Below are 21,929 nucleotides of genomic sequence, written 5' to 3' on the forward strand. Positions count from 1 at the left end.
ATCGACATGAATGTAATCAAAACAAAAATTGCAGATCTGCTGATTATTGAGCCGAAAGTATTTGGCGATGAACGTGGTTTCTTCTATGAAACCTACCAGGAAGCGCGTTACAAGGCTGCCGGAATCACGCCGGATTTTGTCCAGGACAACCGTTCTCGTTCTACACAAAATGTACTGCGTGGTCTGCATTTCCAGAAAACCAAGCCACAGGGCAAACTGGTCACAGTGACCCAAGGCCGTGTATTTGATGTTGCCGTCGATTTGAGGCCAGACTCTCCTACTTTTGGTCAGCATGAATCTGTCTTGCTGACGGGAGAAAACAAGATCCAGTTTTACATTCCGCCTGGATTTGCCCATGGCTTCTGCGTGCTGAGTGAAACTGCCGATTTCCAATACAAATGTACCGATTACTATGATCCGACCGATGAGAGCGGTTTGTTGTGGAATGATCCCGCGTTGGGGATCGAGTGGCCGTTGACGGCGCCGCTGTTGTCACCGAAAGACAGTGTTCAGCCAACGCTGGCCCAGATCCGCGACAACCTGGTGAATGGGTGGTGAGCATGAAACGTTACACAGTGTTTGGTGGGCGGGGTTTTATCGGCAGCGAGATCGTCAGCATGCTGGAAGCTGCTGGCCAGAATGTCTGGGTGCCGCCGCGCGACGATGAAAGTGTATTCGACACCGATCTGGGGACGGTGATCTACAGTGCGGGACAGGGTGACTGCAAGAATGCTCCACTGGGCGTGTTTGATGCCAATTGTCGTTTGCTGGCCGATCTGTTGGCACGAGGCAAGTTTGAGCGTCTCCTTTATGTCTCTTCCACCCGTGTATACATGAACCAGGACACGGCAGTAGAAGGAGATGACCTGAAGGTATGTTCCGATGATCAGCGCCGGTTGTTCAACCTGACCAAATTGGTATCAGAAGAACTGTGCTTGAAGAGTGGCCGTGACATCACCATCGTCAGACCTAGCAATGTCTATGGTGTTGCGCTACACAGTCCGCTCTTCTTGCCGGCAATCACCCGTAATGCAATCAATCACGGCAAGGTCGATATGTATATTGACCAGGATTATGCAAAAGATTATGTTTCGGTGACGGATGTTGCCCGTGCTTGTATAACCCTGGCCACCCATCCTGATAGTGTGGGTCAAATCATCAATATCGCTGCGGGATATAATATTACGGCTAAGCAAATAGCGGACGTCTTGCATAAATTCACCGCATGTGAAATCGTGTGGCATAAGATTACTTTCCCGAATGAAAATTTCCCTCAGACAGCTATTCGTAAGATCATCTCTCTTATCCCTGATTATCAACCAAGGAATGTACTCGAAGACATTGAGTTGATGATAGCGGAATTTAAAACTCATTTGGCAGCACACTGATGAGTGGATTTAATCGACTGCTGAAGAACTCATTAGCAAATATAATAAATGGTTTTTCAAATGTGATATTGGGGATAGTCATATCCCCTTTCTTATTGCAACGTTTACCAATAGATAGCTTCTCAATATGGAATTTGAGTATTCAAGTTGGAGCGTTCTTTGCTCTCATTGGTTTTGGATGTCAGTTAACTGTTGCGAGAAACATTACAATTGCAAGAGAGAAAAAAGACTCTATAATGGAGCGCCATATAATAAAAAATGGTATTATTTTAAGCTCTCTCGGAATTATTCTTAGTTGTCTATTGTTAACTTTAATTTATAACAATTTTTATTCTTTATTTAGTAAAGTGGAAGGGATTGAAGCATCTGAGGATAAAGTAACTTTTTTTGTTGTAGCTATATCATTTGTTATTGGTCTAATATCATCTGTATTTAGTGGTTTTTTCACTGGGATAGAGAGGAATGACATCCCAGCGATGATAAATTTATTGTCGAGAGTTATATTAGGTATCCTCATTGTAATGTCGGCGCAATATGGCATTAAAGTAATGTCATATGTTTATCTAGTAGTTAATGTTTTATCTTACTTGACGATCTATATATCATATTCATTTTTCAGAAATCCTCTAGAGGATAAGCCATCAAAAGATGGTTTTGAGTATAAATTTGGCAAGTTTTTTTCATATTTCATTGGTATAAGCGTCTTCAATTTAGCCTCTTTTATGTTGGTTGGATTAAATGGGATATTAGTAGGGAAGTATGCTTTTGATGAGTTTGCATATTATTCATTAGGAATGAGTTTGGTAACAGCTGCTGTAGGGTTTATTAATGCAGCAATGTCACCAATAATACAGCCTTTGGTGAAGCTCTCCAATAGAAGTGACTCTTCAGAAAATTTAAACAAATTATTATACAACTTAACTTTAATTGTCATGTTGTTGTCTATTATTTCTATAATAATAGCATTTTATGTTGGGCCATTTATATTGAGTTTATGGGTAGGAGATTCGATTTCTACTCATGTAGAGAATATATTTGTATCTCTTATGGCTGTTAATCTTGTTAGGTTAGTCGGTGCTCCACTTGGTCTATTATATATAGCTCAAGCTAAGCAGAATAAAATAATGCATTATCCGTTAATGGAAAGTGTTATTAGCGTTGTATTGACAATTATTCTGATTCATTCCTATGGAATGTATGCGGTACCTATAGGGCTAGCTATTTCAGCCTTTCTTATACTATTTATATATTCATTTAAATTATTAAATATACTAGATGACCATAGCTATTTTATCAGATATAAATTGATTTTCTTAATATATCCATTATCAATGTTTGTTTTTGTTGTTGGTTTAGTCGAGGCGAGAAAAGAAAACATAGATATCGTAAGTTATATGCTAAATTTTTTATCAACTCTAGCTCTAACAATCGGTGGATATTTAGTGTTGAGAAAAACAAAAAATATTAAAAAAATACTCGAGGTGTGATTCATGATCGGACGATTGATCAACTTGATATATAAAATAAAATATAGATTCTTCCTTGATAAGAGAGTTGAGATTTCACCTGATAATGTTTTCATCCATAATGCAGCGACATTTATAGTTACTGGTAATTCAAACTCTAAGATAACAATAAATAAAAATGTGTATGTGGGGAGATATGCAAATATACATACTGGCTCTCAAATTATAATTGGTGAGGGAGCTGTTTTAAGTGACTATGTGTATTTAAGCACTCTCTCACATGGACTGGATCCGCAATCAGGACCAATAATGCAGCAAGCGTCTTATGATAAAGGACCAATAATTTTAGGTGAAAATGCATTCATTGGCTTTGGCTGTAAAATTATGCCTAATGTTACACTAGGAGACTGGTGCATTGTTGGTGCTGGTTCGGTTGTGACAAAATCATTCCCAGGTTATGTAATGATTGCAGGAAATCCAGCTAAAATAATTAAAAAATATAATTCCCAATCTAATAAATGGGAGAGTTAATTATGATTTTTGGAAAAATCATTAATGGCATATTTTTGATATGCAGTCAGCTAAAGTACAAGATTCTCATGCATAGTTTTGGCCATAAGAGTAGAATTATCAAACCTATGCTAATATCCAACCATAAGCACATTTCTGTAGGCGATAATGTTATTATACGAGATGGCATTAGATTAGAGGTTGTTGATCCACAGAATGATATTGTAATAAAAATTGGGAATAATGTTAACATAGAGCAATATGTTCATATTGTTGCTCGATGCAGTGTATCAATAGGTAACAACGTATCTATTACTGGTGGCTGTTCTATTGTTGATGTTGTTCATCCATATGATGATATTTCATCTACAGAAAAGATTGGTAATAGAATAGAAAGTACATGTATGCCTGTATCTATCGGCGATGGAAGCTTTATTGGTTTTGGCGTTCATATAAATCCAGGAATAATAATTGGCAGTAATTGTATTATAGGGGCAAGGTCGGTTGTGACTAAGAATGTTGATGACTATTGTGTTGCTGCTGGAAACCCTGCAAAAGTAATAAAAAAATATAACTTTGATAAGAGAGTATGGGAGAGAGTATAGTGCATTCACCAAAGTTAGGTCTTGTTACTGTTCTTTATAATACACCCAATGTTTTGCCCGATTTTTTTAGAAGTCTTGCATGCCAAAGTTATAAAAATTTCATTCTTTATGTTGTGGATAACAGTTCCACCCCTGAATCTCTGAATTTGGCCAAGAGTTTATCAGAACAGTATGCAGTTAGCACAATATTTATCGATAATCAGGGTAATAATGTAGGTGTTGCTGCCGGAAATAATCAGGGGGCTCTTGCAGCAGGACATGATGGTTGTGACTATATAGTATTTATTAACAACGATCTGTTATTTGAGCAACCAACTGTATTTTCGGAGCTGGTCAAGGTAGCAACTGATGATAATGTGAAGGTTTTGAGTCCGCTTATTCTAAACTATCCTGCGGGTAATATTTGGTATGCAGGTGGGGAAATCGATGAACTCAAGGCGGTTGCTCCACATTTCATGATTGATGAGGTGTATCAGCCTCAAACCATCAGGCGGGCACGTTTTACTTATGCTCCTACGTGTTTTCTCATGATTGCCCGTGATGTATGGGAGCTGGTTGGACTCATGGATGAACGCTATTTTGCATATTATGATGATACTGACTTTTTATATCGTATCGTACAGTCAGGTTTTTTAGTTGAATTAATACCTAGTGCATTAATATACCATAAGGTTGGTAGCTCTACGGGAGGGGATATTTCCCGTTTTGGAATGTATCACCTCACTCGAAATCGTATCTATTTTATCAAAAAGAACATTAAAGGTATGAAGAAGTTCATCAGCCTTTTATACACACTGATGACTAGAGTTCTCAGAATGCTGACAATAAAAAATCCCGAATTGCGTAGCGCTATTGGTAAGGGGATTTTAGATGGATTGAAAATGTAGTATGAAAATAGCATTTTTTCCCACGAGACTATTGTTTGGATGGTTCATTCTTATTGCGCTTCCATCATTATTGATGATTTTTAACAATGCCTCATCATTCTCTGTTGGTATTTTACTCTCTTCTCTGCTTGTTATATCGATGTTTTTTGTCTATGAATCCTTGTGTAGAGAAAGAGCGAAGACAGTTTATGGTATATCAAGTGTGTTCTGGCTTATTAGTTTGTTGCTATTTATTTTAGCTCATTATTACATAATTAATTTAGTTGAATTTGACTTTAATAAGACAGACACTGAGCGTTTTTCTCTTAGCTATATTATATTGATATTCGTATTGGCCAGTTCGTTATCAATAGCGTCGTTTTTGAGAAATGTTGATAGCGAGTACTTTCATCGATCTTGCTTGATGATATCGCTAATTCTGTTTCTCAATGCAATATTCTCATTGAGTAAAGTGGATGTTTTTTCCACTGGTTTAGCAAAGCCCACATTTCTTTATCTAGAGCCATCGCATTTCGCATTAGTCGCCGCACCATTTATTTCGTATTATTGCTTGACGTCGAGTCGATCTAAAGGGACGGCTCTACTATTGTTTGTAGTTTTTTGGGCTGGATATATCCAAAATTTTACAATGTTAATTGCAGCACTGCTGGCTTTTGTGTTATCGACTAGGAAAAATCTAGCAGTAGCCATGTTGGCCTTGGTGATAGCAATAGTAATATTATTCATTTTTGCTGATGCTGAAAGTCTGAGTTATTTTAATGATAGACTCTCATTTTCTAGCAACAGTAATAATCTTTCTGTATTAGTGCTTTACCAAGGATGGGAAAATGCAATAAAGACACTAACGCAACTGTCATGGTTTGGTGGCGGTTTTCAACAATTCGGTATTACCACATTGACTGGAGAAGCGACTGTTAAGTTGCATCAGTTACTCGGTTTCGATATTAACCAGTTTGATGGTGGTTCAACGGCACCTAAGATTGTGGGTGAGTTTGGCATTTTCGGTGTGACAGCTCTGCTTATATATATTACATGTTTGGCTGTGGTGTTCAGTAAAATACGTAAAGGACAAATTGAAAACAAGAAAGAAATGTTTGCGTCAGTGGTATTTATATCCAGTGCTCTAGAGTTTTTTGTTCGGGGTGTAGGGTATTTTAGTCCGTCATTGTTTATGTTTTCAGTTAGTATTTTTTATCTATCTGATAAAGTGAGAAAATAATATATCCCAAGAGGAAGAAATAAGTTATGAAGTTAGTTATAGACGGGATTATTGAAAGCCTTCAGAATAATGGCGGTTGTACTGTATATTTCAATCAGTTTCTTTCATTTCTTCAGAAAGATAAAAAAAACTTTCTGACCTTTATGCGTTTTTTTCCCGTGATGGGGGAAAATATAGAATTAGATGCTGAACGTAGTATCTTGGTAACCCAAAAGCAACGATTTCTTGAGCGTTGGCGTGATGTTGATACATCTTCACTAGGTGATGACATTATCTTCCACTCGACACACTACAGATTGCCTACTCGCAGAGTAAAAACAGTAACCACAGTGCATGATTTTACTTACGAGTTGTATAGGAAAGGGCCTGCCCGCTGGATGCATTCATGGCAAAAGTTTCGAGCAATTAAAAACAGCGATCTGGTGATCTGCGTCTCTCAAAATACAGCTGATGATTTGATGCGCTTTTGTCCCATTGACAGAAATAAGATCAGGGTTGTATACAACGGGGTTTCTGAGTCCTATTCTCCAATTGATGGAGTTGAGAAAAGTGACAATGTTGTCTTTGTGGGGGCTCGAGGTTGGTATAAAAACTTTGTGCTCGCTGTTCGTACATTGCAGCACTTTCCTTATTTGAATCTCAGAATTGTGGGTGGTGGGCCTCTAACTCCTGAAGAAACTGCTCTGTTAGAAGAATGTATCCCTGGTAGATATAAGTGGTTGGGGCGTGTCTCCGATTGCGGATTAAATGAGTTATATAACCAGGCTTACTGTTTGTTCTATCCCTCCAGCTATGAAGGATTCGGTATTCCTGTTGCCGAAGCTATGCGTTCGGGATGCCCCGTTGTTGCGGTCAACACCTCCTCAATACCTGAAGTTGCTGGGGATGCCGCATTGTTGGTCAAAGAGGCAACAGTTGATGCGTTCAGGATTGCCTTTACTCAGCTTGAATCTGAGAGTATTAGAAAAAAATTAATTACTGATGGCTTGATTCAAGCTAAAAAATTCTCTTGGGAAAAATGCTATCAAGATACCTTGCGCGTATATCATGAATTGATGGGGTAAGGCATGAAGTTTTATATAGAGCACTATGGTTTTTGGGGATGTATCAGGTTAATAATAGAGGTGATTTTCACAAAAATCAGATTTCGTAATGCGAAAATAATTCGTACTCCCTTTGAATGCCGTGGTAAAAAGTTATTCAAAATTGGCCGCGGATTTACTACAGGTAGATACTGCAGACTAGAAGCGCATGGTTCTGAAGGTACCAAAGTTATAATTGGAGAACGTTGCCAGATAAATGACTCGGTTCATATTGCAGCAGCGGACAGCATTGTTATTGGTGATGATGTGTTGATCGCCAGCCGGGTGTTTATCACGGACCTCAATCATGGTAGCTACAGTGGAGAAGAGCACTCTCATCCTGATTCCATTTGCAGGGAGCGCATGCTGCATACTAAGCCGGTCTTGATTGAGTCAAATGTTTGGCTTGGCGAAGGTGTAGTCGTGTTGCCTGGTGTAACGATTGGCAAGGCCTCCATCATTGGCGCAAATTCGGTGGTTTCCAGAGATATACCTGCAAATTCCATTGCGGTAGGTAATCCGGCAAGAGTGATTAAGCGGTTTGATTTCCAATGCGGGCAATGGGTGGCTGTGGATGCGAAGTAATGCTGGTGCCGTGTTAATATGTCCGGATTTTTTTGATTATAAAAATTTGCTTACAGATGAACTTGAACATCGCTACGAATCGGTTCTCTCTTTTTCTGACCGACCACAGTGCTCATCCATAGAAAAGGCTTTGATAAAATTTAATATTCTTGGATATACAAGAGTTGCAGCCAAAAGATATAGCGCTGAAATTTTTGATTCGATTTCTGACAAGCTTTCTGGAATCGCTGAGATAATTATTGTTAAGGGGACCTGTATCTCTCCTTGTTTTATCGATAAGGTTAAAGATCTCAGTCCAAAAACAAGAGTCATTTGTTACAGCTGGGATTCCATTTCAAATATAAAGACGTTTCCTTTATTGGCAATCAAGGCCGATGCAGCATATACATTTGATATCGCCGATTGTAAAAAGTATGGCTATGGCTATTTGCCATTGTTCTACTCTGATAAAAAAAACCACAGTCATGCTGTTGCCAAGGAATATAAATATAGTTTCATCGGTAGTTATCATGGTGATCGTGTAGCCGTCTTGCAACGCATCTTCTCCCATGAACATGATGCCAGTACATATGTAAAAATATTTTTTCAGAGTAAATTGCAATTTGCATTTTACTATCTTCTTGATCCTGCCTTGCGCGCTGCACCAAAGGAGTGGCTCACATTCAAGCCACTGGCAAGGGCAACAATTACTGATGTGGCTGAGCATAGCGAATATGTTATCGACATACATAATGCCAATCAAACTGGCCTCACCATGCGTACTTGGGAAACCTTGGGTGATGGTCATCAATTAGTAACGACGAATGCGGCAGTGCTCTGTCATGCAGACATGAGAGAGGTCATTGTGATTGACCGGAATACAGGAAAACGATGGTCTGATTCCCAGTGTACTAGCTACCTGGATGTGATGTCGAATTCCGCGCTGAGTGTAGATGCGTTGTCTATATCTACATGGCTTGATAACTTGTTGGCAAGAAGTGAAAATTAATATGGCTGTTATTCCTGTAATTATGGCTGGGGGCTCTGGTTCCAGGCTTTGGCCGATGTCTCGTGAGCATTTCCCAAAACAGTTCCTTAACTTGTATGGCAATAATTCGATGCTGCAAGAGACTGTCAACAGGCTTGCAGAGATAGAATGTACTGCTCCCCTTATCTTGTGCAATGAAAAACATCGTTTTATTGTGGCTGAGCAACTTCGCCAACTCGATATTCTTGCCAATAACATCATTCTCGAACCGGTAGGGCGAAATACTGCTCCGGCAATCGCGTTGGCTGCAATACAGAGTCTGAAGGATGTTGATGATACGCATGATCCGATCTTGTTGGTGTTGGCTGCAGATCACTTGATCAAGGACCAACAGGCATTTACCAACGCGGTAAACAGTGCCATCCCGTTTGCCGAATCGGGCAAGTTGGTTACATTTGGCATTGTTCCGAATACGCCGGAAACGGGCTATGGTTATATTCATCGTGGTAGTGAACTGAAATCCTTCCTAAATGAAGAAAAAGCATATGGTGTCAATCAATTTGTCGAAAAACCAAATCTGGCTGTTGCCAAGGGTTATCTGGCAAGTGGCGAGTATTACTGGAATAGCGGCATGTTTATGTTTAGTGCACGCCGTTATCTTGCCGAGTTGAAGTTGTCACGTCCTGATATATATCAGGCATGTCTGGCTTCTATGAACGATATCAGAAGTGACCTCGATTTTATCCGGATCAACAATGATGAGTTCAAGCAATGTCCCAGTGACTCTATTGACTATGCCATTATGGAGAAAACCTCGGATGCGGTGGTTATCCCAATGGACGCTGGCTGGAATGATGTAGGTTCGTGGTCATCCTTGTGGGATATATCGGATAAAGATGCGTGCGGCAATGTCAGTCGTGGTGATGTTATTTTGATCGAAAGTCATAATAACTATGTTTCTGCTGAATCTATTCTTGTCTCCACCATAGGTGTGGACAACTTGGTTATTATTCAAACAAAGGATGCGATCCTTGTTTCAAATAAAGACAAGGTACAAGACGTCAAGTCTATTGTCGAAGAGTTGAAACGTTGTGGCCGTAAGGAATATAAAACTCATCGAGAGGTATATAGACCTTGGGGGCAGTACGACTCCATTGATGATGGCAATGGTTATCAAGTCAAAAAAATATTGATAAGACCCGGTGAGCGTCTATCGACGCAAATGCATCATCACAGAGCTGAGCATTGGATTGTCGTTTCAGGTACCGCGAAAGTGACCAATGCCGAACGTGAGTTTCTGATCACCGAAAATGAGTCCACATTTATCCCGATAGGCGCAATACATTCTCTGGAAAACCCTGGAAAGGTTGACCTGGAGTTGATCGAGATACGCTCCGGAAAATATCTGGAGGAGGATGATATCATTCGCTTCAGTGATAAATATGGCCGAGTTGATGGGGGAGAAAAATGATGAAGCAGGACTATCTTGTGAGCAGTGAAGTGATCAAGCACAGTGGTATTGAATTTGGTACCAGTGGTGCACGAGGTCTTGTCACCGATTTTACCGTTCCCGTATGTTTTGCATTTACCTGTGCTTTCGTTGCCGTGATGAGGACTTCTTATCGCTTTAAGCAGGTCGCGTTGGCCATTGATAACCGGCCCAGCAGTCATGATATGGCGATGGCCTGCGCAACGGCCCTCGAGGCCATGGGGCTGGAGCCTGTCTATTACGGTGTGGTTCCGACACCAGCGTTGGCTTACAAGGCTATGAATGATGGGATCCCCTGCATCATGGTGACCGGAAGTCATATTCCATTTGATCGCAACGGGCTCAAATTTTATCGTCCCGACGGCGAGATCACCAAGAGTGATGAGCTGGCCATTGTCTCGGCAGAAGAAGCCTTTTGTGTTACAAACAATCTGGTCAGCCTGGCGGCAAAAAATGATGCTGCTACAGCCTACATAGCACGCTATACATCGCTGTTCCAACATGCACCGCTGACTGGTATGCGGCTTGGTATCTACGAACACTCGAGCGCGGGGCGCGACCTCTATGCCGTACTCTTTGAGGCATTGGGGGCCGAAGTTATTTCTCTTGAGCGGACCGAGAATTTTGTGCCCATCGATACTGAAGCTGTTTCCGAGGCAGATCAAGAGAAGGCCAGACAATGGTCCCATGTGCATAATCTTGATGCCATCTTCTCGACGGACGGTGATGGTGACAGACCTTTGGTGGCTGATGAGTCAGGCAACTGGTTGAGAGGCGACATACTGGGTTTGCTCTGTGCCGCCAATCTGGGTATTGAAGCAGTAGCTATTCCGGTCAGTTGCAATACTGCCGTCAGTGCATCCGGAAAATTTGCCAATGTGACACATACCAAAATTGGTTCACCCTATGTTCTGGAAGCATTTCCGATATTGAATGCCCAATATGGATCCGTGGCTGGTTTTGAAGCCAATGGTGGATTCCTGCTTGGTAGTCAGGTGACGTTCAATGGACAAACTTTGGCTCCTTTGCCAACGCGGGATGCAGTATTGCCGGCCTTGATATTGTTTGTCAGCTCACGCACTTCCAGAATATCAACATTGGTTGAGGCGCTGCCCCATAGATTTACCTGTTCCGATCGGCTCAAAAATTTTCCCAGAGAGAAAAGCAAAGAAATAATTGAGCTTGGGCAAACCAATATTTCTACATTAATGCTGAAGCTGAATTTTGACAAACTGGATATAATGTCAGTCGATCAAACCGATGGCTTGAGAGTTTTATTTGTCGGAGGAGATGTATTGCATCTTCGACCTTCAGGCAATGCACCTGAGCTTCGTTGTTATGCCGAGTCTGATAGTGTGGAAGGGGCGAAGTCCATTGTGAATCAGTGTCTTGGTTATTTGCAAAAATAGATTTAAAATCGCTTGCTGGAAAGCAATGTGCACAAACTTTAAGCTCATGGGGTAATACATTGAGTTATCAACGCCGTCACTCACGCTGGTATGAGCGTGTATTGTTCAGTCCTCCTTCCCTGTTTTTCCTGGGAGCCTTGCTTGCTGTGTGTCTGCCCGCCCTTGAGCGTTGGGGATGGGGATTTTGGGAGCATCTTGAAGCTGTCAGAATCAATACCTTGGGTGGTGCTTTCATCGCCTTCCTGTTGACCGGAATCGTGCTTTATCGGTTCCTGCGTTATCCCGGAGCAAGCCCCGTTGCCTACATGATCCCGACGGTAACAACTCTCTATGGGTCGTTGGTAGGTGTCCTCTTCTTCCTGCGTCTTCCCTATAGCAGGCAGGTTCTTTTTGAGTCATATATCGTTGCACTGCTCTGCTGCTGGGTGGTCTACTTTATCGGTCGTCGTTACCGTACCCCCAAATATGCATTGCTCCCGTTTGGTGATTACCAGGCGCTCATGCATCACACCGGGGTTGAGTGGCGTCTGTTGGACAAGCCAGATCTGGGAGCCGTGCGTTATGATGCCGTCGTCGCTGATTTACGTGATGACAACCTGGCAGGGGAATGGGAACGCTTCCTGGCCCGTTGTGCACTGGCCCACATTCCTGTTTACCACATCAAGCAGATCAGTGAGACCCTGACCGGCAGGGTGAAGATTGATCATCTGCATGAAAACCAGCTCGGCTCTCTGCTGCCTTCCCCGGTCTATGCCTGTGTCAAACGGGGCCTTGATATACTGGCTGCCGTGATTGCCATACCGCTGTTTTCACCACTGATGCTGGTCACTGCCGTGTTGATCAAGCTTGAAAGTCCGGGGCCGGTGATGTTTTTGCAAAACCGCGTGGGCAAGGGCAATCGGGATTTCAGGATTTATAAATTCCGCAGCATGTGTCAGAACTCCGAACAGCATGGTGCTCAATTTGCCCAAGATGGAGACATGCGTGTCACCCGGGTGGGCAAGGTGATCCGCAAGTTGCGTATCGATGAACTGCCTCAGTTCTTCAACGTGCTCAAGGGGGATATGAGCCTGATAGGCCCGAGACCGGAGCAGCGTACTTTCGTGGATCAATTTGATCGGGAAATTCCCTTCTATATGTATCGTCATATCGTACGACCCGGGATCAGTGGCTGGGCCCAGGTCGTGCATGGCTATGCAGCTGATGCTGATGATACCCGTATCAAGATCGAACACGATTTTTACTACATCAAGCACTTCTCCCTCTGGCTGGATGTTCTCATCGTGTTCAAAACCATTCGGACTATTCTGACCGGTTTTGGGGCCCGGTGATCCCGGATGAAGATCTTGTTGTTGGGGGCTCGTGGCCAACTGGGACGAGCCCTTTTTTCTGCGCTACGCCAGATGTTTCCTCATTGGCAAGTGGATGCACCTGGAAGGGAAGAGTGCGACATCACGATTCCGGATGTCTTGTGTGGCTGGATTGATGCTTGCCGTCCCGATGTCATCATCAACTGTGCTGCCTACACGGCAGTCGATGAGGCTGAAAGTGAGCAGGAACTGGCCGACATGGCAAATCACCAGGCCTTGTTGTGTATGGCGAGGGAAGCCAGTAATGCGGGTGCGTTGCTGGTGCACTTCTCAACGGATTATGTATTTGACGGGACAGGAGCCAGGCCTTGGCTTGAGACGGATCAACCCAGACCTCTGAATGTCTATGGCATGAGCAAGTATGCTGGTGAACTCGCCATACAGCGCCTGTGCCCACATCATTTGATTATTCGCACTGGCTGGCTGTACGGTGGAGAAGGCAGACACTTTGCGCGCACCATTTTGGCGCGGGCCAGACAGGGGCAAGCTCTTGCTGTGGTTGACGATCAGTGGGGAGCTCCGACCCAGGTTGATTGGCTGGCGAGAGCATCTGTATTGGCACTGTCGCAAGTGTTGAACTCACCTAATAAGGCTGGGCTATACCATCTGGTATGCCGCGGCGAGACAAGCTGGCATGGCTTTGCCTCTGCTCTGGTGAATGAGGCGTTTCGGTTAGGCATGTTGAAAGAACAGATAAATGTTCGCGCTATTCATTCGGATGAATGGCCACAACAGGCGCGCCGACCTTTGAACTCGAGGTTGGATTGCCATCATTTTTCAGATCTCTTTGGAACTGAGCAGCCACACTGGCAGGAACAGATGAAAGATTGGCTGCTTAGCCTTAAGATATCAGAGGTGAAAGAAATATGAGGCTTTCATTAGAACAGTCCAGCTAAACAAATTCTTATTTAGATGATCTTATACATAGTTAAAACAGTGATGGTTTTTCTTGATGCAATCAGAATCAGCTTTTATTTAATTAGGCTGTTTAGTTTTTAAATCATATTCTTTTATTGGATTTGTTTAATGCAAGGCTGTGAACGGAAACCGGCTTTAAATTATTGATTAATGATGTTTATACTATGCCTTGTGAAGGTTGTTAGTGTGGCATGTCGTTATTGGGACTTTTTCATTTTTAGAGATTAATATGAACAAACAACAAATAGACAATTTGGATAATAAAATACCACAAGGTTGGCAGGCAACTTCAGGTAATGAGATTGACTTGTATGAACTGTTTTCGGTGCTGTGGCGTCAGAAAATACAAATCCTGATGATCACCGTCGTGTTTGCTATTGCGGGTATCGGTTATGCCCTGCTGGCGCCACAGGTTTGGGTTAGCCAGTCTCAGATAAAACCACCGTCATTGCAGGAAGTTGAATCACTCGAACTTAGAGTTAACCAGCTGATTAACGCTCAGATACCAGCCACTATTTTCGATTCGTTTAACAAAGCTGCGCTTTATGGCGACTTTGTGAGCAACTTCAACAGTTTCAATAACAAACGACAGTTTCTGATTGAAAAGGGTTATCTGGATATGGATGCAGAGGCTGCCGGGATAACGGATGATAAAGGGAAGCGTGCTCTGCTGAGGAAAATGGTTAATGGGATCAGCGCGGTGGCTTTGGATGCACCGAGTGACAACATTACCCTCTCTTTTGGGGCGGCCACTGCAACTGAAGCTCAGCAGCGGCTGGAACAATACATAGCTTTCATCCAGCAACAGGAGATTGTGTCGAAGAGCAAGGAACTGGAGACAATCTGGCAAAACCGGATCAAGATCCTGCAGTCCCAGTATGACAGCATCAAAGCAGATACTCTTACCCAGCTGAAGGATGATGTTTCGCGTACAGAATACAGCCTGCGTATCAGCCGTGCGGCAGGTATCGAGACCCCGGTCGAGAACCTCAATGTTCGTGATGGATTTAATATCGAGTGGGGGGCTAAAGCGCTTGCTGAGAAGCTCAAGGTATTAAAAGAATTGAAAAATCTTGAGCTTCTCAATCCAGCCTTGAGCGATCTTCGCTTACAGCTGAGTAGTCTAAGGGCTATCAAACTTGAGCAACAATCGTTCCAGTCTTTTTCCTATTTGGCTTCCCCAAGCGAGCCTTTGAGCCGTGACAAACCCAAGCGTCCTCTGGTAGTCGTGCTGGCCACCTTGCTTGGCGGTATGCTGGGGATCGGCATCGTACTGGCTCGGCATGCTTTTCGCCGGCCAGAACAGGTATGATGACAAAATGAAATAAGAAACGGGGGGCTATGGCCCCCCTTTTTTTGATGTTTGCATCAGCGCCACTGACGTATGAACATTGCTCAACAACATAAAGGGGATCAAGGAAGATGACCAATACGGGTCTCTTTGCTGCCGTCAGCGCGCTGTACTGGTTGCTGGGCATGCATTTTTTCATGCACAACCCCGGTGGGGCCGGGCTCTATCTGCCGTTCAACGCCTGGGGCTGGATCTTCGCCAGTCTGGTCATCGGGTTGGGACTGTGGCGGGTGACGCTGCAGCAGCGGCTGGTATTCTCCTCGTTGCAGGGCTGGCTCTGGCTCGGGGGATTGTTGCTGCTGCTGCCCATGGCCTATCCCGGCTTTGAACTGAAAGACTATGCCATTCCCCGTTTGCTGGGGCTGTTCGCCGGTCTGCTGTTTCTGTTCTGTCTCTATCAATGGCAACTGGCGCGGGCATCCCGTGACCGACTGCTCTATCTGCTGCTGGGGGCGGTGGCCATCGAGGCGCTGCTGGGCCTGGTGCAGTACTACCTGCTGGTGCCGGGCAACTGGATCGGCTATGACACCCACGTCAACCGCCCCTACGGTATCTTTCAACAACCCAATGTGATGGCCAGTTTCATGGCGACCGGGCTTGCGCTGGCCAGCTGGCTGGAGCTGCGCGGCAATCCCCATGTCTGGCTGCGTAGGTTGCGCTACGGGGTGATCCTGGCTGCCAGCCTGCTGTTGGTGGTGCTGCAATCCCGGGTGGGGCAGTTGGGGGGCTTGCTGGCGATGCTCCTGCTGGTGCCCGAGCTGCGTCGTCATCGTCTGCTGGCCAGGGTGTTGGCACTGGTCGCGCTCGGCATCTTGCTGGGGGTTGCCTCCCAATACTGGATTGACGGCCTCAGGCGTGGGCTGGAGGCCTATCAATCCGGCGGTATGCGCTCCATCTACTGGCCCTATGCCGCCAAGCTGATTGCCCAGTCTCCCTGGGTGGGCTGGGGCTACGGCAGCTTTGAAACCACCTTCCTCCATCACTACATGGCCGACAAGGCTCTGAACCCGGCCATGGTGCAGATCGAATACAACCTCGATCACCCCCATAACGAGTTCCTCTACTGGGCGGTAGAGGGGGGGATAGCCCCCATGCTGGGCATGGTGTTGATGGGCGTTGCCCTGCTGTGGCGGGCGAGTCGGGCCGGCTGGCGCAAGGGCACAGCCCTGCTGGCGCTGGTGACCCCGATCCTGCTGCATACCCAGACCGAATACCCGCTTTACCACGCCATCGCGCTCTGGTGGGCCTTGCTGATGCTGGTGTATGTGCTGGATGCGGAAGTGGAGGAGGGGCTACTGGAGGCGGGACGAGCCAGCTGGCGCGAGCATGTTTACCGCCCCTGGCTGTTATTGCGTTTTACCGCCATTGCCATCCCCCTGCTGGTGGTGCCCTTCATGTTGACGGCGCTGCACACCGCCTGGGTGGTGACCAAGTACGAGCGCGGCGGCTACAAGGAGCCGACCCTGCTGCTCGATGTCATCAATCCCATGGCCTGGTTGACCCGGGTGGAGTTTGACGTCAATTCGGTGCGGCTGACGGTGGGCCTGCAGAGCAACAACAAGGCGGAGCTGGAGGCCTATCTAGAGTGGGGGCAAGCCTTCGGGCGCCACACGCCGAGGGCCAATATCTACGCCAACATGGTGATCGCGCTGGATGCACTGGGACGCAAGGAGGAGGCGCGGGCCCTGCGCAGCGAAGCGCTGGCACTCTATCCGGCAGATCCCTTGCTGACCGGCACGGCCGCCAAATCCGTGGCCACGGCGCTGGAGCGCAAGCCATCCTCCTGACGGTGGCGGGGCGATTGCGCGATGTTTCATCAACTGCCCCATCGCCTCGCAAAAATGGCGGCCACTGCTGGACGGCAGAGGCGCCATGGCTAAGATAGTGGCCTCAACGTCTTGCTTAGTAGGGAGTATGAAATGGAGTTAGTGCTTGGCCCGTTGGAGGCCCGCGTGATCGGCTGTCTGATCGAAAAAGAGATCTGCACCCCGGATCAATACCCCCTCTCTCTCAATGCGCTGGTCAACGCCTGCAACCAGAAGAGCAACCGCGAGCCGGTGCTCGAGCTGTCCGAGCTCGACATCCGGGCCGTGGTGGATGAGCTGATCCGCAAGCGGCTGGTGGTCAATACCGCCGGTTTCAACGCCCGGGTGCCCCGTTACCAACACCGCTTCTGCAACACCGAATTTGGCGAGCTGAAGTTCACCGCCCAGGAGCTCGGCATTATCTGCGAGCTGCTGCTGCGCGGCCCGCAGACGCCGGGTGAACTGCGCTCACGCACCAACCGGCTGTGCAGCTTCGATGACGTGACCGAGGTGGATGCGGTGCTGGCGACCCTCATCGAGCGTGGCCCCTATGTGGTCAAGCTGCCGCGCGAGCCGGGCAAGCGAGAGTCCCGTTACGCCCACCTGTTCAGCGGCGAGGTGGATCTGCAGGCGCTGGCCGAGGCGGCCCCCGCCGGCAACTATGCCTCGCCGGCGGCGGACAGGCTGAGCGCGCTGGAAGAGGAGGTCGAGAACCTCAAGGCGCAGCTGCAGGCGCTGGCCGAGCGTCTGGCCCGGCTGGAAGGCTGACGCCGGAACAGGATCTTTTCCAAGAGGCGCTACGGCGCCTTTTTTATGGCCGCGTTTCCCCGTCAGGGGCGCGGGGGCGGTAATGACGGGTTGTCTGCGTCCCGTCGTCATGGTCGCCCGACCAGCAGGCGCCAGCTTTTTTGCGTTATTTCGCGCTTAAGGGTCGAGCCGCAGTCGCTTTCCCGTTAAAATTCCGCTTTTGCACCGGCCCGTGAGTCTCGATGTCTGCGTCCACTCTCTCTTCAGATTGTTATGCCCTGCTTGGCGAGCTGCAGTTGCAGCGCACCGCCAGTACCCGCTATTTGCAAGAACAACTGCCGCCTGGACAGACCCTGCCGGATCGGCTCGGTCAGTTGCAGCAGCAGGGGCTGGTTCGCCAGCGCGGGGAGCAGCAGTGGAGCCTGACGGCGGAGGGGACGCTGGCACTCATCCTGGCGGTGCGCCGCGGCGACTGCCCCATGCCGAACTGGGCACGGGTGCCGTCGGTCACCGGTCAGGAGATGGCCCAGGCGCTGGTGCGCGAGCTCTGTCTGGGGGAGGCCGGGCAAGTACCCGCTTACTATCTGGCGGCCGACCTGCTGAGTCTGCTCGATCTGCCCGACGCCCAGCTGCTGCTGGTCGGCTCGAGCCCGCAGTGGCAGCGGTTGCTGATGCAGCACTTCGCCCTGCAGACCCTGCTTGATGCCGAGCCCCAACCGCAGTGGCCGCTCACCCCGCTTGCCCAGCACTGTGCGCCCGAGCTGGCAAGTTTGACCGAGGGCTTTGCCGCCGAGTGGCAATGGCTCTGCGGCGAGCCGAGCGGGGAAGCGACCACTCACTGGCCCGCCCTGCAGCAGTTGGCGGAGCAGGAAGACGAGCAGCCGCTGGCCGAGCGCCTGCTGGCTGCGCTGGGGGCCTGGCAGGTGTCAGCGGGCGTGACGGGCGCGGGTCAGTGGCCTGCCACCTTCAGTGCCCTGCTCTGGCTGGGCTGGTTGCAGCAGGCGGATCCCGTGCTGGCCAGCGAGCAGCGCAAGAAGTGGCTGCGCACTCTGGCCAATCAGTTCCCCCTGCTGGCCGATCTGCTGGGACAGTGGGCAGGGGAGCGCCACGGCCAGGCGGTCGGGCTGTTCGACACCCTGCAACTGCCGCTGGAGGAGCTCCATTGGGGTTACCTCTGGCTCGATCTCTGTGCGCTGGCCCGGCACGGCGAGCAGAGTCCCCAGGTGGCCATCCTGCACAAGTGGGATCTCTCCCACGTGCTGGAGGCCGCGCCCCGTCACCGCTTGATGGCCTTCTGCCAGGATCTGCTGCGCCTGCTGCTGGGGCAGGGGGCAGAACGCGCCCCGCTGCAGCAGCTGCGGGCCGCCGGGCAGGATGAGCAGGGGAGTGCGTCTGAGGATGAGGAGAAGGCTCCCGCCTCGGCCAGCTGGCTCAACTGGCTGCAGGGACTGGGCCGCTCCAGCGGCGTGCGCAAACCGCAGGAGCGGCTGGTCTGGCTGCTTCACGCCGAAGGGCCCGAGCTCGAGTGCAAGATCCAGAAGCAGAGCACCAAGGGGGAGTGGACCGCCGGTCGCCGGGTCGATCCCGCCCTGCTCTCTACCCAGTACGCCGCCCTGCTCGACGAAGAGGATTGGGCGCTGGTGCGCACTCTGCCGCGCAACATGGGGCGGCTGCCGCGCGAGGTGTGGGCGCCGCTGGCCAACCACTCCCGTTTGTTCAATGCCAGAGGGCAGAAGCTGCAGCTCGCCATCACGGCGCCACTGCTGCAGATCGTGGCCACCGAGCAGGGCATGGGGGCCGTGTTGAGCCCGGCTGCAGCCGCACGAGGGGCGCATATACTGCCGCTTGCGCAGGATCTGTGGCAGCTCATCCTCACCCCCCAGGCCCTGCAGGATCGCCTGCCGGCGCTGGAGGCCATTCCCGACCTGCCGGCCGAGGGGCTGGCTGAGTTGCAACGCACCCTGGATGCCATCCCGGATCTGCCCTGGCACAGCCAGGTGGCGGGGCTGCACGGCAATGCCGAGCTGACGCCCTGGCCCGGAGTGGCCTCGGTGCAGCTCGACTGGCAGGATGGCCAGCTGGCGGTCAGGCTGGTGACCCGCTTCGAGGAGCTGCCGCCGCTGCCCCTTGGCAAGGGGGAGGCCATCGTGCGCCAGGGGATCAAGGATTATCACTATTGGCAGCGGGATATGGCGGCCGAGCGGGGCGAGGCCCAGCTGCTGCGCAACCAGCTGCCCATCGAGCTGCCCGGCAGTGAATGGCGGCTCGAGGGGGAGCAGGCACTGGCGCTGGTCAACGCCTTGCCGGAGCTGGTGGATGCCGGCGTGGTCATTCACTGGCATCAGGACAGCGCGCGTTTGAAGAGCCTCGATGAGGCGGCGCTGAGTCTGCGTATCGAGCGGCGTCAGGACTGGTTCCAGGTGGAGGGGGCCCTCTCTCTCGATGAGCATCAGATCCTCGATTTGCGCCTGATCCTGCGCCAGCTGACGCCGGGTCAGCGCACCGTCCAGCTCGACGAGAAGACCAGCCTGATGCTGAGCGACAAGCTGGTGGAGCGGCTCACCATGCTGGGGGCCATGCTGGATGACGAGCAGCGCATCAACAACAAGCTGGCCTATCCGCTCACCCGGCTGCTCTCCGTCATCACCACCGAGGGGGATGCCGCCTGGCAGAACCTTCAGCAGGAGTGGCAACAGGAGGTGGCGTGCCCGGACGAGTTGATGGGGCCGCTGCGGGACTATCAGAAGGAGGGGGTGCGCTGGCTGGCGACCCTGGCCCATCACGGTTTCGGTGCCTGTCTGGCCGATGACATGGGGCTGGGCAAGACATTGCAGGCCCTCATCGTGCTGCGCATGCGCCAGCATCTGGGGCCGGCCCTGGTGGTGGTACCCAAGTCAGTGGTCACCAACTGGCAGGAGGAAGTGGCCCGCTTCGCCCCCGAGCTGGAGGTGGTGGTGTTCGACAACCCCGCCGAGCGGGAGGGGATGGTGCGCGAGGCCAAGGCGGGGCAGATCATCCTGCTCAACTACGGCATGCTCGGCAGCCTGGCGGAGGCGCTCAAGTCGCGGCGCTGGTCCAGCATGGTGCTGGATGAGGCGCAGCAGATCAAGAACGCCGGTACCCAGCGGGCCAAGCTGCTGTTCCAGCTCGACGGTGATTTTCGGCTCGCCCTCTCCGGCACCCCCATCGAGAACCATCTGGGGGAGCTGTGGAGTCTCTTCACCTTCATCAATCCGGGGCTGCTGGGTAGCCTCGGCGAGTTCAAGCGCCGCTTTGGCAAAGCGGTCAAGGATCCCCAGCACATGGCGCTGCTGCGGGCGGTGATCAGCCCCTTCATCCTGCGTCGGCTCAAGCACCAGGTGCTGACCGAGCTGCCGGACAAGACCGAGATCATCCACCACATCAGCCTCTCCCCGGCGGAGCGCCAGCTCTACGAGGCGACCCGGCGCGAAGTGGTGCAGCAGGTGCAAAGTGCCGATGGTCGCGCCCTGATGCACGTGCTGAGCGGCCTGACCCGGCTGCGTCGGCTCTGCTGCTCGCCCCAGCTGGTGATGCCGGAGTGGGCCGAGGCCAGCAGCAAGCTGGACGAGGCGATGGCGCTGCTGGAGGAGGCCATCGACGGCGGTCATCGGGTGCTGGTGTTCAGCCAGTTCGTCGATCTGCTGAGCCTGCTGCGCACCCGCATCGAGCAGCGGCAGTGGGATTATTGCTATCTGGATGGTGGCTGCTCGGCCAAGGCGCGGCAGGATTCCATCCTGCGCTTTCGCCACGAAGCGGTGCCGCTGTTTCTCATCAGCCTCAAGGCGGGGGGCACAGGGCTCAACCTCACCCAGGCCGATACCGTGCTGCACCTCGACCCCTGGTGGAACCCGGCGGTGGAGGATCAGGCGAGCGACCGGGCCCACCGCATGGGGCAGACCCAGCCGGTCACCGTCTATCGCCTGGTGTGTGAGCAGACGGTGGAGGAGAAGATTGTCGCCCTGCACGACGAGAAGCGGGCGCTGGCCGATGGCCTGCTGAGCGGCCAGTCGGAAGTGCGCGGGCTGGATGTGGAGAGCCTGCGGGCCCTGCTGATGAGCTGACGAGGGGCTGACACGGCGCAAGAAACAAGGGGGAGCATCCTGTGATGCT

18 protein-coding genes are annotated in these 21,929 nt (G+C 49.7%); all 18 read left to right on the forward strand.

What is annotated here, in order from left to right; genetic code table 11:
- Positions 1-6 precede the first annotated feature (6 nt).
- The 18 genes from rfbC to AB5Y81_RS12295 all read left to right on the forward strand — a co-directional run bounded on the left by rfbC (position 7) and on the right by AB5Y81_RS12295 (position 21,880).
- On the forward strand, positions 7-558 hold the full coding sequence (gene rfbC / locus AB5Y81_RS12210) for a dTDP-4-dehydrorhamnose 3,5-epimerase (protein WP_017765653.1): 552 nt from the start codon (positions 7-9) through the stop codon (positions 556-558).
- Between the two features lie 2 nt (positions 559-560).
- Complete coding sequence (locus tag AB5Y81_RS12215) at positions 561-1,388, forward strand: NAD(P)-dependent oxidoreductase (protein WP_206866716.1); 828 nt, start codon at positions 561-563, stop codon at positions 1,386-1,388.
- Positions 1,388-2,875 (forward strand): lipopolysaccharide biosynthesis protein, encoded by a 1,488-nt coding sequence (locus AB5Y81_RS12220; protein ID WP_368146675.1) that lies wholly within the window; start codon positions 1,388-1,390, stop codon positions 2,873-2,875. The genes AB5Y81_RS12215 and AB5Y81_RS12220 overlap by 1 nt, the downstream gene beginning before the upstream one ends.
- A gap of 3 nt (positions 2,876-2,878) precedes the next feature.
- Positions 2,879-3,385 (forward strand): DapH/DapD/GlmU-related protein, encoded by a 507-nt coding sequence (locus AB5Y81_RS12225; RefSeq protein ID WP_278191953.1) that lies wholly within the window; start codon positions 2,879-2,881, stop codon positions 3,383-3,385.
- A 2-nt stretch (positions 3,386-3,387) separates the two neighbouring features.
- On the forward strand, positions 3,388-3,969 hold the full coding sequence (locus AB5Y81_RS12230; protein ID WP_278191954.1) for a DapH/DapD/GlmU-related protein: 582 nt from the start codon (positions 3,388-3,390) through the stop codon (positions 3,967-3,969).
- Positions 3,969-4,856 carry a glycosyltransferase family 2 protein gene (locus AB5Y81_RS12235; RefSeq protein ID WP_368146677.1) on the forward strand — a complete coding sequence of 296 codons (888 nt, stop codon included), beginning with the start codon at positions 3,969-3,971 and terminating at the stop codon, positions 4,854-4,856. The genes AB5Y81_RS12230 and AB5Y81_RS12235 overlap by 1 nt, the downstream gene beginning before the upstream one ends.
- A 1-nt stretch (position 4,857) precedes the next feature.
- On the forward strand, positions 4,858-6,075 hold the full coding sequence (locus tag AB5Y81_RS12240) for a hypothetical protein (RefSeq protein WP_164673757.1): 1,218 nt from the start codon (positions 4,858-4,860) through the stop codon (positions 6,073-6,075).
- Between the two features lie 26 nt (positions 6,076-6,101).
- The gene (locus tag AB5Y81_RS12245; protein WP_211052129.1) at positions 6,102-7,139 is read left to right on the forward strand and encodes a glycosyltransferase family 1 protein; all 1,038 of its coding nucleotides are present in this window, start codon (positions 6,102-6,104) and stop codon (positions 7,137-7,139) included.
- Positions 7,140-7,142: 3 nt separating this feature from the next.
- A complete protein-coding gene (locus AB5Y81_RS12250; RefSeq protein ID WP_080631764.1) occupies positions 7,143-7,742 on the forward strand; it encodes a DapH/DapD/GlmU-related protein in 600 nt (199 codons plus the stop codon).
- On the forward strand, positions 7,732-8,730 hold the full coding sequence (locus AB5Y81_RS12255; RefSeq protein WP_279484105.1) for a hypothetical protein: 999 nt from the start codon (positions 7,732-7,734) through the stop codon (positions 8,728-8,730). The genes AB5Y81_RS12250 and AB5Y81_RS12255 overlap by 11 nt, the downstream gene beginning before the upstream one ends.
- Before the next feature lies 1 nt (position 8,731).
- Complete coding sequence (locus AB5Y81_RS12260) at positions 8,732-10,180, forward strand: mannose-1-phosphate guanylyltransferase/mannose-6-phosphate isomerase (protein WP_026458865.1); 1,449 nt, start codon at positions 8,732-8,734, stop codon at positions 10,178-10,180.
- Positions 10,180-11,607 (forward strand): phosphomannomutase, encoded by a 1,428-nt coding sequence (locus AB5Y81_RS12265; RefSeq protein ID WP_206867118.1) that lies wholly within the window; start codon positions 10,180-10,182, stop codon positions 11,605-11,607. Before AB5Y81_RS12260 ends, AB5Y81_RS12265 begins: the two co-directional genes overlap by 1 nt.
- Positions 11,608-11,666: 59 nt before the next feature.
- Positions 11,667-12,938: a sugar transferase gene (locus AB5Y81_RS12270; protein WP_026141216.1), complete on the forward strand. Its 1,272-nt coding sequence runs from the start codon at positions 11,667-11,669 to the stop codon at positions 12,936-12,938.
- Between the two features lie 6 nt (positions 12,939-12,944).
- Positions 12,945-13,847, forward strand: coding sequence for a dTDP-4-dehydrorhamnose reductase (gene rfbD / locus AB5Y81_RS12275; protein WP_279484106.1), 903 nt, complete (start codon positions 12,945-12,947; stop codon positions 13,845-13,847).
- A 277-nt stretch (positions 13,848-14,124) separates the two neighbouring features.
- The gene (locus tag AB5Y81_RS12280; protein WP_279484107.1) at positions 14,125-15,207 is read left to right on the forward strand and encodes an LPS O-antigen chain length determinant protein WzzB; all 1,083 of its coding nucleotides are present in this window, start codon (positions 14,125-14,127) and stop codon (positions 15,205-15,207) included.
- A 110-nt stretch (positions 15,208-15,317) separates the two neighbouring features.
- On the forward strand, positions 15,318-17,033 hold the full coding sequence (locus AB5Y81_RS12285) for a PglL family O-oligosaccharyltransferase (protein WP_279484108.1): 1,716 nt from the start codon (positions 15,318-15,320) through the stop codon (positions 17,031-17,033).
- Between the two features lie 132 nt (positions 17,034-17,165).
- Positions 17,166-17,819: a YceH family protein gene (locus AB5Y81_RS12290; RefSeq protein ID WP_195878827.1), complete on the forward strand. Its 654-nt coding sequence runs from the start codon at positions 17,166-17,168 to the stop codon at positions 17,817-17,819.
- A 221-nt stretch (positions 17,820-18,040) separates the two neighbouring features.
- Positions 18,041-21,880: a DEAD/DEAH box helicase gene (locus AB5Y81_RS12295; protein WP_279484109.1), complete on the forward strand. Its 3,840-nt coding sequence runs from the start codon at positions 18,041-18,043 to the stop codon at positions 21,878-21,880.
- Positions 21,881-21,929 lie beyond the last annotated feature (49 nt).

This window comes from Aeromonas sp. s2, from assembly GCF_040907935.1.
Lineage (GTDB): Bacteria > Pseudomonadota > Gammaproteobacteria > Enterobacterales > Aeromonadaceae > Aeromonas > Aeromonas dhakensis.

What these genes read in the sequence shown, in the direction of transcription:
- rfbC (WP_017765653.1), top strand. Translation starts at nt 7, where the DNA reads ATGAATGTAATCAAAACAAAAATTGCAGATCTGCTGATTATTGAGCCG.
- AB5Y81_RS12215 (WP_206866716.1), top strand. Translation starts at nt 561, where the DNA reads ATGAAACGTTACACAGTGTTTGGTGGGCGGGGTTTTATCGGCAGCGAG.
- AB5Y81_RS12220 (WP_368146675.1), top strand. Translation starts at nt 1,388, where the DNA reads ATGAGTGGATTTAATCGACTGCTGAAGAACTCATTAGCAAATATAATA.
- AB5Y81_RS12225 (WP_278191953.1), top strand. Translation starts at nt 2,879, where the DNA reads ATGATCGGACGATTGATCAACTTGATATATAAAATAAAATATAGATTC.
- AB5Y81_RS12230 (WP_278191954.1), top strand. Translation starts at nt 3,388, where the DNA reads ATGATTTTTGGAAAAATCATTAATGGCATATTTTTGATATGCAGTCAG.
- AB5Y81_RS12240 (WP_164673757.1), top strand. Translation starts at nt 4,858, where the DNA reads ATGAAAATAGCATTTTTTCCCACGAGACTATTGTTTGGATGGTTCATT.
- AB5Y81_RS12245 (WP_211052129.1), top strand. Translation starts at nt 6,102, where the DNA reads ATGAAGTTAGTTATAGACGGGATTATTGAAAGCCTTCAGAATAATGGC.
- AB5Y81_RS12250 (WP_080631764.1), top strand. Translation starts at nt 7,143, where the DNA reads ATGAAGTTTTATATAGAGCACTATGGTTTTTGGGGATGTATCAGGTTA.
- AB5Y81_RS12255 (WP_279484105.1), top strand. Translation starts at nt 7,732, where the DNA reads ATGCGAAGTAATGCTGGTGCCGTGTTAATATGTCCGGATTTTTTTGAT.
- AB5Y81_RS12260 (WP_026458865.1), top strand. Translation starts at nt 8,732, where the DNA reads ATGGCTGTTATTCCTGTAATTATGGCTGGGGGCTCTGGTTCCAGGCTT.
- AB5Y81_RS12265 (WP_206867118.1), top strand. Translation starts at nt 10,180, where the DNA reads ATGAAGCAGGACTATCTTGTGAGCAGTGAAGTGATCAAGCACAGTGGT.
- rfbD (WP_279484106.1), top strand. Translation starts at nt 12,945, where the DNA reads ATGAAGATCTTGTTGTTGGGGGCTCGTGGCCAACTGGGACGAGCCCTT.
- AB5Y81_RS12280 (WP_279484107.1), top strand. Translation starts at nt 14,125, where the DNA reads ATGAACAAACAACAAATAGACAATTTGGATAATAAAATACCACAAGGT.
- AB5Y81_RS12285 (WP_279484108.1), top strand. Translation starts at nt 15,318, where the DNA reads ATGACCAATACGGGTCTCTTTGCTGCCGTCAGCGCGCTGTACTGGTTG.
- AB5Y81_RS12290 (WP_195878827.1), top strand. Translation starts at nt 17,166, where the DNA reads ATGGAGTTAGTGCTTGGCCCGTTGGAGGCCCGCGTGATCGGCTGTCTG.
- AB5Y81_RS12295 (WP_279484109.1), top strand. Translation starts at nt 18,041, where the DNA reads ATGTCTGCGTCCACTCTCTCTTCAGATTGTTATGCCCTGCTTGGCGAG.